The sequence below is a fragment of the Rhizobium terricola genome (genome assembly GCF_012927355.1).
GTDB classification, from domain to species: domain Bacteria; phylum Pseudomonadota; class Alphaproteobacteria; order Rhizobiales; family Rhizobiaceae; genus Allorhizobium; species Allorhizobium terricola.
Map to the genome: position 1 here is coordinate 95,860 of NZ_JABBGK010000005.1, position 16,478 is coordinate 112,337.

General features: G+C 55.9%; 17 protein-coding genes. 8 read left to right on the forward strand and 9 right to left on the reverse strand.

Going from position 1 to position 16,478, the window contains the following annotated elements:
* The first annotated feature begins 21 nt into the window (after window positions 1-21).
* The 3 genes from HHL25_RS19230 (at window position 22) to HHL25_RS19240 (ending at window position 2,187) form a co-directional block, all read left to right on the forward strand.
* A complete protein-coding gene (locus tag HHL25_RS19230) occupies window positions 22-582 on the forward strand; it encodes a disulfide bond formation protein B (RefSeq protein WP_244712779.1) in 561 nt (186 codons plus the stop codon).
* Window positions 579-1,241 carry a DsbA family protein gene (locus HHL25_RS19235; RefSeq protein WP_112590890.1) on the forward strand — a complete coding sequence of 221 codons (663 nt, stop codon included), beginning with the start codon at window positions 579-581 and terminating at the stop codon, window positions 1,239-1,241. Before HHL25_RS19230 ends, HHL25_RS19235 begins: the two co-directional genes overlap by 4 nt.
* 94 nt (window positions 1,242-1,335) lie before the next feature.
* The gene (locus HHL25_RS19240; protein ID WP_315853097.1) at window positions 1,336-2,187 is read left to right on the forward strand and encodes a cation diffusion facilitator family transporter; all 852 of its coding nucleotides are present in this window, start codon (window positions 1,336-1,338) and stop codon (window positions 2,185-2,187) included.
* Between the two features lie 2 nt (window positions 2,188-2,189).
* On the opposite strand, the gene HHL25_RS19245 is transcribed toward HHL25_RS19240, so the two are convergent.
* The 3 genes from HHL25_RS19245 to HHL25_RS19255 all read right to left on the reverse strand — a co-directional run bounded on the left by HHL25_RS19245 (window position 2,190) and on the right by HHL25_RS19255 (window position 5,278).
* Window positions 2,190-3,248, reverse strand: coding sequence for a flavin-containing monooxygenase (locus tag HHL25_RS19245; RefSeq protein WP_169594714.1), 1,059 nt, complete (start codon window positions 3,246-3,248; stop codon window positions 2,190-2,192).
* A gap of 200 nt (window positions 3,249-3,448) precedes the next feature.
* A complete protein-coding gene (locus HHL25_RS19250) occupies window positions 3,449-4,531 on the reverse strand; it encodes a L,D-transpeptidase family protein (RefSeq protein WP_169594716.1) in 1,083 nt (360 codons plus the stop codon).
* A 213-nt stretch (window positions 4,532-4,744) separates the two neighbouring features.
* On the reverse strand, window positions 4,745-5,278 hold the full coding sequence (locus HHL25_RS19255) for a hypothetical protein (RefSeq protein ID WP_169594718.1): 534 nt from the start codon (window positions 5,276-5,278) through the stop codon (window positions 4,745-4,747).
* A gap of 679 nt (window positions 5,279-5,957) precedes the next feature.
* Between HHL25_RS19255 and HHL25_RS19260 the strand changes: the two genes are divergently transcribed.
* The 3 genes from HHL25_RS19260 (at window position 5,958) to lspA (ending at window position 7,629) form a co-directional block, all read left to right on the forward strand.
* Entirely contained in the window at window positions 5,958-6,167 is a 210-nt protein-coding gene (locus tag HHL25_RS19260; protein WP_169594721.1) for a hypothetical protein, read from the forward strand.
* Window positions 6,168-6,240: 73 nt separating this feature from the next.
* A complete protein-coding gene (locus tag HHL25_RS19265; RefSeq protein ID WP_244712790.1) occupies window positions 6,241-6,846 on the forward strand; it encodes a transglutaminase-like cysteine peptidase in 606 nt (201 codons plus the stop codon).
* 252 nt (window positions 6,847-7,098) lie between these two features.
* A complete protein-coding gene (gene lspA, locus HHL25_RS19270; protein ID WP_315853098.1) occupies window positions 7,099-7,629 on the forward strand; it encodes a signal peptidase II in 531 nt (176 codons plus the stop codon).
* A gap of 54 nt (window positions 7,630-7,683) precedes the next feature.
* Here the strand turns inward: lspA and HHL25_RS19275 are convergent, their stop codons facing one another.
* Window positions 7,684-8,193, reverse strand: a complete 510-nt coding sequence (locus HHL25_RS19275) for a hypothetical protein (RefSeq protein WP_169594725.1) — start codon at window positions 8,191-8,193, stop codon at window positions 7,684-7,686.
* A gap of 123 nt (window positions 8,194-8,316) precedes the next feature.
* On the opposite strand from HHL25_RS19275, the gene HHL25_RS19280 reads away from it, so the two are divergent.
* Window positions 8,317-8,733 (forward strand): MerR family transcriptional regulator, encoded by a 417-nt coding sequence (locus HHL25_RS19280; protein ID WP_035228718.1) that lies wholly within the window; start codon window positions 8,317-8,319, stop codon window positions 8,731-8,733.
* A 229-nt stretch (window positions 8,734-8,962) separates the two neighbouring features.
* Here the strand turns inward: HHL25_RS19280 and HHL25_RS19285 are convergent, their stop codons facing one another.
* A complete protein-coding gene (locus tag HHL25_RS19285) occupies window positions 8,963-10,288 on the reverse strand; it encodes an Nramp family divalent metal transporter (protein ID WP_169594728.1) in 1,326 nt (441 codons plus the stop codon).
* A 280-nt stretch (window positions 10,289-10,568) separates the two neighbouring features.
* Here HHL25_RS19285 and HHL25_RS19290 point away from each other — a divergent pair, with 280 nt between their 5' ends.
* Entirely contained in the window at window positions 10,569-11,738 is a 1,170-nt protein-coding gene (locus HHL25_RS19290; protein WP_246701904.1) for a DUF882 domain-containing protein, read from the forward strand.
* A gap of 74 nt (window positions 11,739-11,812) precedes the next feature.
* Here the strand turns inward: HHL25_RS19290 and HHL25_RS19295 are convergent, their stop codons facing one another.
* From HHL25_RS19295 to HHL25_RS19310, 4 genes are all read right to left on the reverse strand, one after another.
* Window positions 11,813-12,397: a hypothetical protein gene (locus tag HHL25_RS19295; protein ID WP_169594730.1), complete on the reverse strand. Its 585-nt coding sequence runs from the start codon at window positions 12,395-12,397 to the stop codon at window positions 11,813-11,815.
* A gap of 129 nt (window positions 12,398-12,526) precedes the next feature.
* On the reverse strand, window positions 12,527-13,024 hold the full coding sequence (locus tag HHL25_RS19300) for a copper chaperone PCu(A)C (RefSeq protein ID WP_279874811.1): 498 nt from the start codon (window positions 13,022-13,024) through the stop codon (window positions 12,527-12,529).
* A gap of 119 nt (window positions 13,025-13,143) precedes the next feature.
* A complete protein-coding gene (locus HHL25_RS19305; protein ID WP_169594733.1) occupies window positions 13,144-15,750 on the reverse strand; it encodes a heavy metal translocating P-type ATPase in 2,607 nt (868 codons plus the stop codon).
* A 259-nt stretch (window positions 15,751-16,009) separates the two neighbouring features.
* Window positions 16,010-16,465, reverse strand: a complete 456-nt coding sequence (locus HHL25_RS19310; RefSeq protein ID WP_113465185.1) for a DUF411 domain-containing protein — start codon at window positions 16,463-16,465, stop codon at window positions 16,010-16,012.
* Window positions 16,466-16,478: the final 13 nt, after the last annotated feature.

Sequence of the window (16,478 nt, forward strand, 5' to 3'; positions counted from 1 at the left end):
GTAGCTTGAGGTTCAAGGCAAGTGGCGAAGAAAATCGCAATTCTCCTCAGTCATGTCGCTGTCATCCACATCGGACAGAAAGCGCCCTTGACCCTCAAGCTACTAGAGGTTTCATACTGGCAAGCATCAATGAACGACGGGAATGGCAGAGCAGTGGTGAAATCTAACGACGGGGCATGGCTTGCGATCTTTAGCGCGTGGATGATTGCCATGAGTTCGACGCTCGGCGCATTGTTCATCGGTGAGGTCATGGGACAAATGCCATGCGATCTCTGTTGGCACCAACGAGCCTTCATGTTTCCACTGGCAGTCCTGCTCGCCGTCGCCGCCTTCCGCTCTGATGCCCGTGCCTGGATCTATGCAGTTCCGCTGGCAGCGGTGGGATGGTTGATCGCGGCATTTCACAACCTGCTCTACTTCAATATCATCCCCACGGCCATCAAGCCTTGCGGCCAAGGGCCATCCTGCTCGGGCGCGGGTATGCTCCTCTTCGGAACCCTCCCCATTCCGCTCCTGTCGCTTGGCGCGTTTACCGTCATCATCGCCCTACTTCTAATCGTGCGCCGGAGAACACCAGCATGAACAGACGCACTTTCGTCATCGCTTCGGCTTCAGCTGCGATCGCAGTTTTCGCAGGAGGTGCCGCCCTCTATAGTGGGCTCACTCCAGAAGCTGAGCCAGCGCCCTCCCCAATGCCGGGGAACAATACCCTTGTCAGAATGCACTCGCCGGTCATGGGGCCGGTTTCGGCGCCTGTGACAATTGTCGAATTCTTTGATCCGTCATGTGAGGCGTGCCGGGCATTTTATCCGCTCGTAAAGCAGATGATGGCGCAGACCGGAACCGACGTGCGGCTCGTCCTGCGATACACCGTATTCCACGAGGGTTCCGACGATGCCGTGCGCATATTGGAGGCCGCGCGCAAACAGAACCTGTTTGAACCGGTCCTAGAAGCGATACTGGAACAGCAGCCGGTCTGGGCCGACCATGGCAAGCCAGATCTGGAAAAGGCATGGCAGATTGCGGCAATGGCCGGACTTGATGTCGAGCAGGGCAAGAAAGATGCGGTGTCCCCCGCGATCGACAATATTCTTGCCCAGGATATGGCGGACGTTCAGGCCAACAATGTGAAACAGACCCCGACATTTTTCGTCAACGAAAAGCCTCTGACAGAGTTCAGTCCGCAAGGTCTTTTCACACTGGTGAAGGCTGAGATCGATGCCAGCAAGGCAGGATCCTGACCTCGGAGACAGGACCGGAATTCATGAGTGGACATCACCACGATCATGGAGCGGATGCAGGAGACAAGCGTATAGGGGAGCAATTCTCGTAAACGTGCTCCTTACCTTTGCGCAGATTGCCGGCGGCATCTTGTCCGGCAGTCTTTCCCTGATCGCGGATGCGCTCCACAACTTCAGTGACGCTGCATCACTTGTGATTGCGTATGGCGCACGCCGAATCTCGCGCCGCCCTTCCGACAAAGGGATGACGTTCGGCTATGTTCGTGCCGAAATCGTCGCATCGCTGATCAACTATACGACTTTGATCGTCGTTGGGCTCTATCTCGTGTATGAAGCGGTCATGCGGTTCATCACACCGGAGCCTATAGAAGGGTGGACGGTCGTGATCGTCGCAGGCATCGCGCTCGTCATCGATTTGATCACAGCGATGCTCACCTACACCCTTTCAAAAACCAGCATGAATATCCGCGCCGCTTTCTTGCGCAATGTGTCGGACGCCCTTGGATCGGTGGGTGTTATCATTGCCGGCACGCTTGTGCTGATATTCGGCTGGACATGGATTGACCCGGCGATCACCCTCATGATCGCAGGCTACATACTCTGGCAGGCCTTCACTGAGATCGGAGGATCGATCAGGATTCTGATGATGGCGGCGCCTGAGGACGTGGATGTGAACAAACTTGTTTCAGACATGCGTTCCGTCGAAGGCGTCCAGGAGGTGCACCATGTGCATGTGTGGCGGATCGATGAAGATCACAAGGCATTGCAAGCGCATCTCGTTGTGACGGAGTCATCTCTGCGCAGTGTTGCTGAAGTGAAAGGCGCAGTGCGAAAAATCCTGCGGGACAGGCACGGTATCGACCACAGCACTCTGGAGATCGAAACGCCAGAGGACGGTTTAGAAGACGGCGTACAGGTCATCGGTCATAATGTTATAGAGACCTGAGACTAGAGGCTTTGCAGGCACCGTTGACGGATATGCTCGACGATGAAAGCCGCATCGTCAGCGGCACCTGCGATCAGACCAGAGGCACGGTTCCGCTGCCAAGGTCGGCCAACATAGTAGAGACCGGCAACAGGCGAAATCCCGTTGGAGTGAATTGGGGCAGCCCGAGCATCCACCGCACCTTCGACTTCAATCCAAGGGAGCTCATCGGCATAGCCTGTCGCCCAAACTATGGATCTGATGTTCTCGCTCGATCCGTCGGCGAAACTTACCCTGCGATCATGGATCGCAGCCAGTCTCGGCTTCAGGATTACCCCCGACCGCCTGAGTGAAGCATCGTCATTGCCGCGAGCAGGAAATGGATCCTCACGCCTCATCCTTCGTCCGATGATCCCCTGCGCGGATGCCTGGAGAAGGCCGAGCTGCCCCAGCCATACCCACAAACTGCGTCCGAGGACCTTCTCCGGTAAAAGTCTGCGCTTTCGCCCGCGTGCAAGCAGCACCTTTTGAAACCCAGCCATCGCGATTGCCACGTCCCTGCCACTCGCGCCATCTCCTACTACAAGAACAGGGCCTTCCGCCACCGAGCCCGGATTGCGGAACTCGGTTACGTGCATCTGCTGAATGTCAGCAGGTAGCAATTTCGACAATCCAGGAATTCGCGGTGTTGAAAATGCCCCCGTGGCAACGATGACAATATGACTTGTGAGACGATTGCCGTCTTGCGTTGACGCCACAAAGAGACTGCCTGCCTTCTCAAGTCGGACGACCTTCTTCGAACTGCTGACCGGAATTTTATGGAAGGAAGCATACCGCCGCAGATAGTCAGCAAACTCATCCTTTCCAGCATAGCCATTTGCATCACCAACCAGGGGCATACCCGAGAGCGCGCTGATGCAGCGAGGTGTAAAAAGTGTGAGGCTGTCATATCTGTTGCGCCAGCTGTCGCCGATTTTTGTGCCAGCATCAACAATCAAGAAGCTCAGGCCCTGCCTCTTCAAGGCGTATGCCGCAGCGAGCCCGGCTTGCCCCGCCCCTATAATCAGGATGTTGGTCCGCATTGTATTCTCCTCAAGCAAGATCGTCGTTACCCATCAACGGCTGGGGAGGTTACGGTTCCGTTGGGTTCAGGCCTTGCCTCTCGACCAATATGCGAGAAGCTCAAGAAAAACACCGCCACAACAAAAATCGTGAGCACTGCCAACACAATCCAGTTATTGCGTCGTATCTTCTTAATCCGCTCATCGGGCTGGGCCATAATTCAATCTCCCGCACTTGGGGTAGTCACCCCGTCGCCGGACCTGGCCTTCTTTTTCTCGAAGGGGTCAGCCAGCGCCGCATCTGGTCTGCTAACCGGATATTTTGTGCCCGAGATGCGAGCCGCAAGTCGGGCCGGACCCTCTTTCTTAAGGAGTGCGCGGAAACTTGGATGCATCCCGCCATCCACATAGGACGACACCGTGGAGCCGCCGGCCTGTTGAAGCGCAGCCTCAAGCCTTTGGGTTTCTTCGGCCATGCGGGCTATCAGAGCAGGATCAGGAGAAGCGGCGCTTGCGGGGCAAGCCTCCAGTGGGTCAAGGGGCTCTCCGCCCACGAACTCTTTGTTGAACATGTAGCGGCGACCACACACCGAGACTTTTGGTTGCTGACGGGTCAGTTCGAAATAGTCGTATCCCTCCTTCAGAGTCCGCCAGAACGACAGGTTTTGATTGTCTTTGTGCAGCGCCATGTTTTCCGTCGTCATCCGGAAAGGATAGGCCTGAACCTGGAACCGCTCCTGTCCCGATGAAAGTGCCTTGGCGACGATTGCATATATCTCACCAACGCCCTGGTCTGTCAGCGCAAAGCAACCGGAAGAGGAGCAAGCACCGTGGACCATCAGCGCCTCGCCGGTATAGCCGAGTGCCGTCTCAAGCCTGTTTGGATAGCCCAGGTTGAAAGATACATAGTACTGCGATTTAGGATTCAGCATGCCTTTTGAAACGTGGTAAAATCCCTCTGGCGCTTGGCGGTCACCTTCCTTGACCTTGGGACCTAGCTTCCCGGACCACCTGCACATCGGATATGTCTTGAGCAACGCGTAGCGCCCACTTCGGTCGATCTTCCAGACCTCGAGCTCGCTTTCCTGCTTGAAGATCCTGATCAGGACGGGGCTTTCTGCTGCCATCCCCTTCTTTGACATCTCTGCCAGCATCTTGCTCGACAGTTCGGGGGCCATGCTGGACAGGTCGTCTAGCCCCATGTCTGAAACACATCCGGATAGGGGGATAGCTATAAGGGCTCCAAGGCAGGCATTCCGCGCGATCAGAAGTGCTCGCCGATTCAAATTCTGAAACCAATTCATTTCGTCACTCTTCGCGCTTTCAATGAAACCCTGCCGAAATCACCCGGAAGATGCCGAGCCCACCACGGCAGCCGGCAGTCCAAGAAGGGGGGACGACCGCACGACGCCGCATCGAACAAATCCTTAGCCGCCGGTATAAATATAGGACCTCAAGTAACTAGAGCTACAAGGGGTCGCCCTCGGAAAAGCTGAACGCTTCTCCCACCCAATCATCTACCCATCTTTGGGCACCGGACCAGGCACGACATCGAGCAGAGATTTATCAACCAGGGGAGTTACCTTCATCGGGCTTGCCCCGGAGGTGCGCATCCGGTCCATGTCTGCTGCAGTGAGGTAATCGAGCTTGGTGATCAGAGTTTTATAGTAGGCTTGCCGACCAGTCCGCTTGTTCATCCGCTCCACCAGATCTAACCTCAGGGTGTCAGCTGCGAATTCGGGATCGGTAAGAACCGGTCTGGACACCAGTGTCGCGATCAATTCGTCCGTCAGTTCTACCTCCGGACTGGGACTAGCGCGGAGTGCCCCGTCATTTGCGGTCATTGTCACTTCCGCGACGACGTAACCGTCAACCTTGTTCTCCCGAATGATCGGTACGGTCACCATCGCCGACTTAACCACCTCATGTTCGGTCAGCCTAGGAGACTGCGCCTCAACCTGTTTGGGCGCCGGTGCCCACTGGAAACCAGCGTAGACAGCAACCAAACACACTACGACACACCACACCCCGGAGAATGCAATCTTCCACATTTACTGATCTCCATGAGGACCAACCGGTGCTACGCCGGGATCCTTCGACGGATCGCTGTCTTGTCATCGCATTCAGGCGTGATTGGACAGTGCTCGATCCTTTATTCGATGAGAGCCGCTTTCAAGCCGCGTGTTGGACCCAATCCAACATCTACGGAAACTCGTCGACGATCCGTGCGCTTTAATCGGGAAGGTCAGGCTCGGGGAGGAGGATCAAGGAGATAGATGCCGGCGAAGATGCGGAACCGATTTGCTGAGACTCTATAGGCAGAGCTCATTCGCTCCGAAATTGGAGCGCTTTTCTGTATGCAAGCCAGAAGCTCGTGGGAATGTTCGACCAGATGGTGGCATTTCGCATGGGTACCGCCAGACCCAGTCCCTTGATGGACGTTCATGCATATCGTCGGCCCGGAGCTGCTGTCTCTTGCGACTGAGCCACGCGGACCCATGATGACAACTGCCAAAAGCAGTGCCACACACAAAATCCGAATCGATTTTCTAAGCCGCAACATCATCACACATTACATTCAACCTGTTTGACATTGCGTGAAGCTGGTGTGCTGACCTTGCCGCAGAACGGTTCATGCAGACAATAAGAATTGATTTCCCCGTGTAAGACCGTCGCCTCTAAACTTGGGATATGATCGCGTCAATTACACAAATCTCAAAGAACCTTGGAATGATCGTTGCGTTTTCGCTGGCGGGATTTGTGTCCGTTAAGATTGCTTTTGCCGTCGTTTGCTGGGGCATAGGACATGACTCCTTCGAGGCCATCGCGGGAATGGTCGCATCCATTGGTCTTGGGGGCTGGATCGGCATAGAGGCCTATCTGTCGTTCACAAGCTGGCGATCTCATAAAAAAGTGCCTGAATTCGACACAAGCCGATAAAATTGCACTGAATATCTTTGCGTGATGGTCGTGTTCGATCCTCATAAATCGTCCAAGCACACAGGGACGACTTATGACCGCTAGATTTCTGCTCGCAATTTTCGCCATAACGATCATTTCGACCGGCGCCGCCTGGAAACCGGAAGCGGCAACGTGGGATTCCATGCCTGTCGCCGGGGCGACGTCACAACCGATCGGCCACTTCGAATTCTGCAAACGATATCAAAAAGAATGCCAGCCTAACGCTGCAGATCGCGCACGCCTAAAGCTCACAGAGGAGATCTGGAATAGCCTCGTTGAGGTCAACCAGGTCGTCAATACAATCCCGGCCATCGAGGATATCGAGATCTATGGCGTCGAGGAATTTTGGAACTATCCTACCACCGCAGCCGACTGCGAGGACTTTGCTCTTCTGAAGCGCAAGCTTTTGATGAGACGCGGGATCGCGGTCTCCAATCTGCTGATCACAGTTGTACTCCAGCCGGACGGATCCGGGCATGCTGTTTTGACGGTGCGATCACAGATGGGCGATTTCATCCTCGACAACCTGCGTGGTGAAATCAGAAATTGGTCAGAAACTGAATATACCTACCTCAAGCGTCAGGATTCACGCAATCCGGGGAAATGGGTGAAGATCAGGGACGGTCGAGACACAACGGCGGTCAGCGGCATTCACTAACCCGACTAACCAGGTAGACCGGCCGACCCTGCGGCAGTCAGCCGGGGATGCCTGACGAGGCGAAACCTCGCAGTAACTGGTGACCCAGCTCGGATGATGAGCTCCGGCCGCCACTACACGTTTCCTTGATGCAATAGCTGACGCCCAAGTTTACGCTTGAAGCTCTAGTTCCTGGAGGTCGTATGGCAAGAACCCTGTGAGCATGAAATCCCGCTCGCGGCCAATCTTGCAAATCTTCGCGCATGTCAGAGCGTGCTCAGCCTGGAACTGAAAATGTTATTCTCGAATAAAGGCCTGTTCAGGCTTACCCTTATCGTCCTCGGGGTTGTCGCAATCTGCGGTATCGATCTGTCCGTCAAATCCGTCATGGCCGAGCTTCTGGAAGCCCCAACGGGGGCCATTGAGTTGACCCCCTTTTTCAACCTGACGCTCACCTACAACACGGGTGTCAGCTTCGGACTATTTTCCGACACCATCGTGTCAGCACCCCGGATGTTCGCCACAGTTCAAGGGGGCATCGTTGTCGGACTGGTGATCTGGGCAGTATTCGCCAACAGTGTGCTGGAAGGAATGGCCATCACGGCAATGGCTGGGGGTGCGAGCGGAAATGTCGTCGATCGTTTGATGAACTTGAGAGTTACCGACTATCTAGATTTTCACGCGTTCGGCTGGTCATGGCCTGCCTTCAATATTGCGGATGTGTTCATCGTCTCCGGTGCCATTGTCCTTGTGGCGGCCTCGGTAGTTCAGACTAAAGACGAACATTCGTCGACGAATTCCTGACGACGTGCGGCGCGAGGACAAAGCAAAGCACCAACTTCCAGTTTTTGGTGGCTTTCATTCGCGATTTGGTTCTCCATGGTGATGATTGGTTTCCGCAGAATCTGGAGCAATAATCTCAAGCGGGACAGCACGCGAGGTTCCGTCATCAAATTTCAGCGTCATTGTTGCTGCTTTGGGAGGACCCGAGTTACGCACCAGTGAAATGAAAACCGTATCCTGTCCCATGTCCAGTTCCGCTTTTCGGGGGATCACGACGTAGGTGTCCGACAGCGGCACTTGTTCGAAGCCCTTGGATTTGGCCATCGGGCTCACGAGTGTTGCAGTCGAGTACCCTGTGACGTTGACAGAGACAATCGCCATGTCATCGGGCGTACCATTGTAGACAGTGACATATGCTTTATCCGTGACCCCGTCCGGCGCTAAGACCAGTTCGGCATGTTCGATAGTCAAGGCGTCGTAGTCGATTTGATGAGGTTCATTTGTCACGTTAGCCCAGGCGCCGCTCTGACCGGCGAAAAGAAATGCAGTGGCTGCCACACACCAACGTTTTGCTTGATTTGCCATTTATAAATCCTCACATGTTCCGAGCCATTGCTTACATACCTCTCGGTTGTTCGAGGGTTCAGGTTCGCGTGATGGGCTAATTTGTCGCGGCCTGCACCTGCCGCATTTGGAGAGGGAGGTAGCATGCTCACCATTGGAGATCTGTCCAGGACCACGGGTGTCAAGGTACCAACGATCAGATATTATGAACAGATGGGGCTGCTCTCACCGCCGGAACGTTCTGAGGGCAATCAGCGACGTTACTCGAAGACCGAGCAGGAACGCCTCTCATTCATTCGACATGCCCGCGACCTTGGATTGACGATCGAAGCTATTCGCGAGCTTATAGAGCTGAGCCAACATCCCGAAAAGCCGTGTGCAGAGGCCGACAAGATAGCTGCCGAACAGCTTGTGACAATCCGACAGAAGATCGAGAGATTGAAGAAGCTGGAAGCCGAGCTGGAACGGATCTCAACACACTGCCATTCGAATCAAGTGCGCGATTGCTATGTGATCAGGGCCTTGGCAAACCACGATATGTGCACCACCGAGCACGACTGACTACAGCATTTCACTGCCCAAATACTGAGTACACGGCGATCCCACTTGGTACCGATCTGAATGATCGGGGCGATTGGTGGCGAGCTCCAAGTCGCACAGATCGTCCAGACCAAGAGACTGCATCAGGGGTCGCAATCGCCAAGTTCGTGAGGGTCACATCAGGCTGCCCGCCAGCTCGCGGAGTGCGTGAAAGTCCTCCGGAAGTGATGGGCAGCTCGGTGCGAACGCATCAGGAAACGAAATCGACCAACAGCTTCAGGTTCAGCAAAGCGATCACGATTGCGATGATCCAGGCCAAAGCCGAAAGCCATAGAGGTGCCTTCATCTCTCCCATCTTATCTGCGTCGGCTGTGAACATCACCAGTGGGAAAACCGCAAAGGATAGTTGGAGGCTAAGCACGACCTGGGTCAAGATCAGAAGCTGGGCAGTGCCGCTGTCTCCGAAAGCTATCGTGACCCCTGCTGCGGGTATGATGGCGATCCCCCGGGTGATCAGACGGCGGAGCCAAGGTGCAAGCTGGATCTTCAGGAACCCTTCCATCACGATCTGACCCGCAAGCGTTGCCGTCACCGTTGAATTGATACCGCAGCACAAAAGGGCGATTCCGAACAATGTCGGTGCGACGGCCAAACCGAGCAACGGGGCTAGCAGACTATGAGCCTCACCCAGTTCTGCGACCGAAGTCCGCCCCTTTTCGTGGAACGTAGCGGCCGCCAGAATGAGGATCGAAGCATTGACGAGCAGAGCGAACATCAATGCGACGGTAGAGTCGATCGTCGCGAATTTCAGAGCCTCGCGCTTTTCAGGCAACGTATCGCCAAAGTCCCGCGTCTGCACGATACCGGAGTGGAGGTAGAGATTGTGCGGCATAACGGTCGCACCGAGTATGCCAAGCGCCAGATAGAGCATGTCGGGATTGGTGATAATCTCTGTCGTTGGAGCAAAGCCGAGGATCACCTGACCCCAATCCGGATCGGCAAGAGCGATCTGAACCGCAAAGCAGACGGCGATAACGCCGAGCAAAGTTATGACCAGCGCTTCGACCCAACGGAAGCCAAGCTTTTGCAGGTAAAGGATCAAGAATACGTCCAGAGCAGTGATGACCACTCCCAGCTCGAGCGGAATACCGAAAAGAAGGTTCAAGCCGATTGCAGTGCCGATTACCTCAGCGATGTCAGTAGCTATGATCGCAATTTCGGCCAGCAGCCAGAGCACCATGGCAACCGGTTTGGGGTAAGCATCACGACAGGCCTGCGCCAGGTCGCGCCCCGAGGCGATGGCAAGGCGCGCGCATAGCGACTGAAGGACGATCGCCATTATGTTTGAGATCAGGGCCACCGTGAGCAGCGCGTAGCCGAAGCGTGATCCCCCAGCCAGAGATGTCGCCCAATTGCCTGGGTCCATGTACCCGACCGCGACGAGATAGCCGGGCCCGAAGAAAGCCATTGCCCTTCGGAAAGTGCCCGCTCGTGTCGCGACCTTGATCGACCGGTGCACATCCGAAAGGGACGCCTCTCCCACCGTTCGCTGCCATCCCCTCACCGGTCTGTCCATCGTCCACCCCGCTTTCAAAGCCCACGACTATTGCAATTGCAAATCATTCTCATAAAGAGGCAGCGGACACAAGTCAGATCGATCAGATCTCCACCAATTGGAAACCATTAGGGCTTTATTGACCATAATCGGCTTTACTGATCGTGATCCGAGCGTGGCCGCAATGTTCGCCAGGCCCGAGTTCGGACAGCCGTCAAGTGTGGAGTACCCAGTGAGCGAGTTGCCAGCTTGCGTTAGGCCCTATTCAACCGCAGCCTTCCTATCCGAATGCCTCCGCGGCATGGCGACGGTTGCAATTGCCGTGCTGCTCGCAGTGGCAATGGCGGCGGGTTCGTCCTCACCTGCGACAGCCGCGACGGACAGATCGCTGAAGCTGTTTTTCACACACACTGGGGAACGTGCGACGATAACATTCAAACGGGACGGGAAGTTCGATGCCCGTGGACTAGTTCAGATCAATCGCTTTTTGCGCGATTGGCGCAAGAACGAACCCGCGAACATCGATCCCCGTCTACTCGATCTCGTATGGGAAGTGTACCAGCGCAGCGGATCAAACAACTATATTCATATAGTCTCTGCCTATCGCTCACCGGCGACAAACAAGATGCTCAGAGGGCGATCGAGGGATAGTGGTGTCGCGAAAAACAGCCAACACACCCTCGGCAAGGCAATGGATTTTTACATTCCGGGCGTCAAACTGGCCAAGTTGCGATCACTTGCGATGCAGATGCAAGTCGGCGGAGTGGGATACTATCCCGCATCGGGATCTCCTTTCGTCCATCTTGATGTTGGAAATGTGCGTGCATGGCCCCGCATGACGCGCAAGGAACTGGCTCGGATCTTTCCCGATGGAAAGACCATGCACCTCCCCTCCGATGGCCGCCCGCTCCCCGGCTACGATTTGGCAGTCGCCGACTATCGTCGTCGCGTCGGCGCAAAATCGATCGAGATTGCTTCCAGTGCTGGAGATAAAGACAGTAGTTTCGCTCCCGCTTCGTCAAACAGGAGCAGCCTGCTCACCGCAATGCTACCGACTGAACGGAGCCGAGCAGAGGACGCGCTCGATCTTCAGACAAACCGACAGACCATGGTCGGCGAGGCTAGGTCGGAGTTCACCGATTTAAGCGCTTTGGCAATTCCTGTACCGGTTGCACGCCCTACTTCCGAAATGGAAATACCTAGGGTCGAGGTTGCCTCACTCGGTCCGTCTACCGATCGCACACAGATTGAGAGTTTCCGCCCTTCCGCCATTCTTGATCTGCCGGAGCCGGTTGCCTTGATCGCGCTATTTCCGATTCCTGCAGCAGACAGAGATGCTGAGGAGGAGGCTGATGGTCAGGAAACGCTCATGACATGGGCGCTATCGGCTCCAGGCGCCACAACGGGATTGAAAGCGCCCCTCATGTCTGCACGACTCTTTGCAATCAGGACTACCCAGATCGCCCCCTAAATCAAGGGTCGGAGCCGTTGTGCCAGGCTGCAACAAACGTCTCGCACGTCGATGCTCGAATCTTCGGCTGTGCTTCAGCTTTTAGCAGGGGCCGGCATTTCCAAATCGTTTGAACAGCCTGTCGCGTCATCAATGCCGGCGGCGATTGCTGCCAGATCTTCCGGTTTGGCATTGAAGCGTAGACCGTGAAACTCGCCGTCTGACCCAGCTCCACCTTCTATAGAAAACCCGGAGAATTCGCCTTTTTGCTTTTCTGCGTCACTAACTGGACTGGGAATGAGGATCACCTGGGCGCCGATTGCCCGACCGCGCATTCCGGAGACCGTGGTTGGCCCTTTGCTGTCCAGAACGGAAATCTGGATGAGATGACCCGCCTCGACCTTGCGAAGAGATTCGGCAACACGCAGGGCGGTTTGAAGACGGACCTGCTCATCCACGGGCTCTGTGACGATGAACTGCCGGATCCAGATGCCGTCGCGATCCCGCGCCTTGGCGGTGGCGACTGTCTGACAATCCGCACCGCTCTTCTCAGCCGATAAACCCAAAAGCTCTTCCGGACCATAATAAACTGCCGCCGCACCACCGGCACTGCCAACGCAAAGTGCTCCGAATAAGACCGCCAAGCTAATCCTTAAGATGCGCCGTCTTCGTTCCTGCATGGAGAGAACCTTCGGTGGGAGCCTATGACCAGATCTAACCACCGAAGTCTTGAAACCGAATGAAGCAAAAAGGTTAATCGAGGCCACCTACAGAACACCGTCCTACAGCCGACCCGCGTTTACTGAGGATCATGGAGTGTGCCCAGCATGGTCCTCCGAATTTGCTGTCGCACCCTTTTGGACGACGAACTCCACTTCGACGGGCCCTGCTTTCTCGAACTGCAGCGTTGCCTTGAATTTTTCGCCCTCCGCTGGGTACCATGTAGGCTTCTCGAACATGATGTGCATGGCACGGGGCTCCAGCTTCACAGTGGAGCCAGCGCTGATTGTGATGCCATCCTTGACAGGTCGCATACGCGCCACCCCGTCGATGACAGATGATACGTGGATTTCAAAGCGCTCGGCGACCGGACTGCTTCCTCCAAGAAGGCGATCATCCGTCGTGCCCGTGTTGACGATCGTCAAATACCCGCCGAGAACCGGCGCAACCGCAGGAGCTTTCTGGGACCATGGATGCTTTATCTCCAAGCTACCGACCGTGAAATCATGAGACGATGCGGGACCGGAAGACGCAGTCACGAACGTCAAAGCAAATAGACCAAAAGCCAGCAGTTTTTGAAATGGCACTGTAAATTCTCCGTATCGTTTGCGGGACACAATTATCAGATTCGAAACAGACCTAGACGCGATAGATCTGACCGGGTTGGCATCACGACAAGTTCAAGGACACACGACACACCGGCGGTTCAGCGAATAGGACGCAACAACCGCAGGGCATTCATGGTCACAAGGACTGTCGCACCCGTATCGGCAAGGATCGCGGGCCAAAGGCCCGTGATGCCCAGGATAGTCGTCACCAAGAATACCGCTTTCAAACCCAGGGCGATGGTGATGTTCTGGAAAATGTTGCGCATGGTCCGTTTCGAGAGATCGATCATAAGGGCGACATCAGCCACCCTGCCGTGGAGAACGGCGGCGTCAGCCGTCTCCAAAGCCACGTCTGTTCCACCACCCATCGCGATCCCGACATCAGCAGCCGCTAACGCTGGCGCGTCGTTGATCCCATCGCCGATCTTGCCGACAACATAGCCCTCTTTCTTCAGTTCGCCCACGATCCGCTGCTTGTCTTCAGGCATCAGCTCCGCACGGACCTCAATGCCGAGTTGCGCACCAATGGCCGTGGCGGTCCGCTTATTGTCGCCTGTCAGCATAACCGTCCGTATGCCTGCATCCGTCAGAGCCTTGAGGCCCGCAACGGCATCACCTCTCGGCTCGTCACGCATGGCAATGGCACCAGCGAGAACATCGCCAATGACCAGTACAGAGACGGTCTTTCCTTCATCGTTGAAAGACGTGATCTTCTCCAAGTGAGCAACTGGAACCGGAACTCGCTCTGCTGCAGCCCTGGGCGAGCCAAAAAAGACCTCAACGCCGTCCACGATGGCGGAAACACCCTTGCCGCCGAGAGCCTTCGCATCGGTCCCCGTGGGCGGTACGATGCCTTCCTCCTTGGCTTTGCTTAAGATCGCAAGGGCGAGAGGATGGCTGGATCCCACTTCAAGCGCTGCGGCAAACCGAAGGACGTCCTCACTTTCCCGGCCGAACGCGACCACATCAGTCACCTGCGGTTTGCCTTCGGTGAGCGTGCCAGTCTTGTCGAAAGCAATCGCCGTAAGCTCGCCAAGACCTTCTAGAACGGCGCCGCCTTTGAGGAGCAGGCCGCGGCGCGCGCCCGACGACAGTGATGCAGCGATCGCAGCCGGGGTGGAAATGACAAGTGCGCATGGGCAGCCGATCAGCAGCACGGCAAGCCCCTTGTAAACCCACTCACTCCATATTCCACCCGCAAACAGCGGAGGAATGACTGCCACCAAAGCGGCAACGACAACCACGCCAGGAGTGTAGTATTTGGAGAAACGGTCAATAAAGCGCTCAGTCGGAGCCTTGGATTCCTGCGCTTCCTCGACGAGACGAACGACACGGGCGATCGTATTGTCTGCGGCTGCGGCCGTGACCCTGACACGCAGAACCGCATCACCATTTACGGTGCCCGCAAAAACAATGTCGTCGACGGCCTTGAGAACAGGCACACTTTCCCCGGTCACGGGCGCCTCGTCGATCGAACTTTCGCCTGCAACGATGACACCATCGGCGGAGATCCGATCACCAGGGCGGACCAGTATGATTGAACCAACCGCAAGAGTTTCGGCTGGCACCTCGCGGGTCTCGCCGCCTTCCTCCAATAACGCCGTCTTGGGAACGAGCGCCGTAAGGGACTTGATGCTGTCGCGCGCCCTTCCCGCGGCAACGCCTTCAAGCAGTTCGCCAACCAGGAAAAGGAAGACGACCGCAGCGGCCTCTTCGGTCGCGTTAATGACCAGTGCGCCAGCAGCGGCGATCGTCATCAGCATCTCGATGGAGAATGGCGTGCCAGCCAGTGCGGCCATGATAGCCCTTCGGGCGATCGGCACGAGGCCGACAAGCATTGCAATCGTGTAGGCATATGTTTCGATCGCTGGGAACATGTACCCAATGCCATAAGCGAGAGCTAGTGATCCACCCGCGAAGATCGTCAGACGCCCCTTTTTAGTCCCCCACCAAGGACCTTCGGAAGAACCTTGATCGTGACCGTGGAGTCCTTCAACTTTGCCGAGCGCCGCGCTTTTCGATCCATGGTCGTGTCCAGCGTGGGCGTTGTCAGATCCCTCTTGGGTCGTAGACGATGCGCGCCCGTCCGTTCCTGGCATGGGAACGATCGTGTAACCGAGACCGGAGACCCGTTTTTCGATCGCTTTGATATCCGCTGACTGCCGATGTTTGACCGTCATGGTTCCGGCCGTGACCGACACGGAGACGTCATCGACAGCGTCCATCCGTCTGATGGCCGTGTCAATCTTGGAAGCACATGACGCGCAATCCATTCCGCCGATACGGAAACGTGCCTGCAGGATCAGGGGAGCCACATCATCTGAAGGCGCGACGCGATCGGCCTCATGATCATGCCCAGTGCAATGGGTGCCATGACACGAATGATCGTCATGACTGGACTGTCCGTCCGGCTCTCCATGTAGGTGATCGCGCATGCAATCCGGTCCGTGTTCATGGACGGGTTTCCCAACGGTTTTGGAAATTGTTGAGATCAGGAAGGCCTGATAGCCTAGGCCCGACAGCTTGTTGCGAATCGTGTCCAGAACGCTGATCTCATCGTGCTCGACTGTCATTGTGCCGGCGGTGACAGATACAGACACCTCTTGAATGCCCGGAATACGTTTTACGGCGGTGTCGATCTTGTTTGCACACGAGGCGCAATCCATTCCGGTTACCCGGAAACGAGTGTGTAACGAGTTGCTCACGGGAAATCCTCACAATGTGAAAAATCAACCGTACGACCTCTAGCTACTAGAGATACAAGAAAAATCTCTCAATCGAGAGACGGATCAATTCAGCCGGCAAGCTCAAACTGCCTTGTAGCCTGAAGAGATTCGAACCTTCTGCCCATCAACCAGACCTGCGGGTAGGGTCACACCGATCGTGGCCACTAACCACCGCGATGACTTCGATGGCAGACGCACCCAAAAGCGCTGCTACCTGAAACGTCATCCCATCCTACGGTTAGATCTTAGGCCTCACCGCTTGGTAGAGGGTACGAATGCCGTCCCTTCCAACGGACATGACGTCGTACGAAGCGCTGGGGCTGTCTCCCATGCCCAACGAACCGACAGGCATGCCCGGAACAGACAGACCTGCCAAGTCCGGTTTTTCGGCCAACAACCTCGTCACCGCCTGTAGTGGCACATGTCCCTCCAGGTAGTAGCCTGCGACTACGGCGGTGTGGCAGCCACGCAGGTCGGCCGGAACGTTGTAACGGTCTTTGACCACGTCGATGTCGGCCACGTCTTCGGTCTTCACCGAAAACCCCGCTTCTGCCAATGCGTCGGCCCAGGCATGGCAGCAGCCGCAGTTGGGGTCTTTGTAGACGACCATGCTTTCGCCTGCCGCCAGCGCCGTTCCGGTGACGGACAACGCTGCGACGGCGACCATGGTGCAGAGGAATTCTCTTCTTTTCATTTTCGTTCTCCTT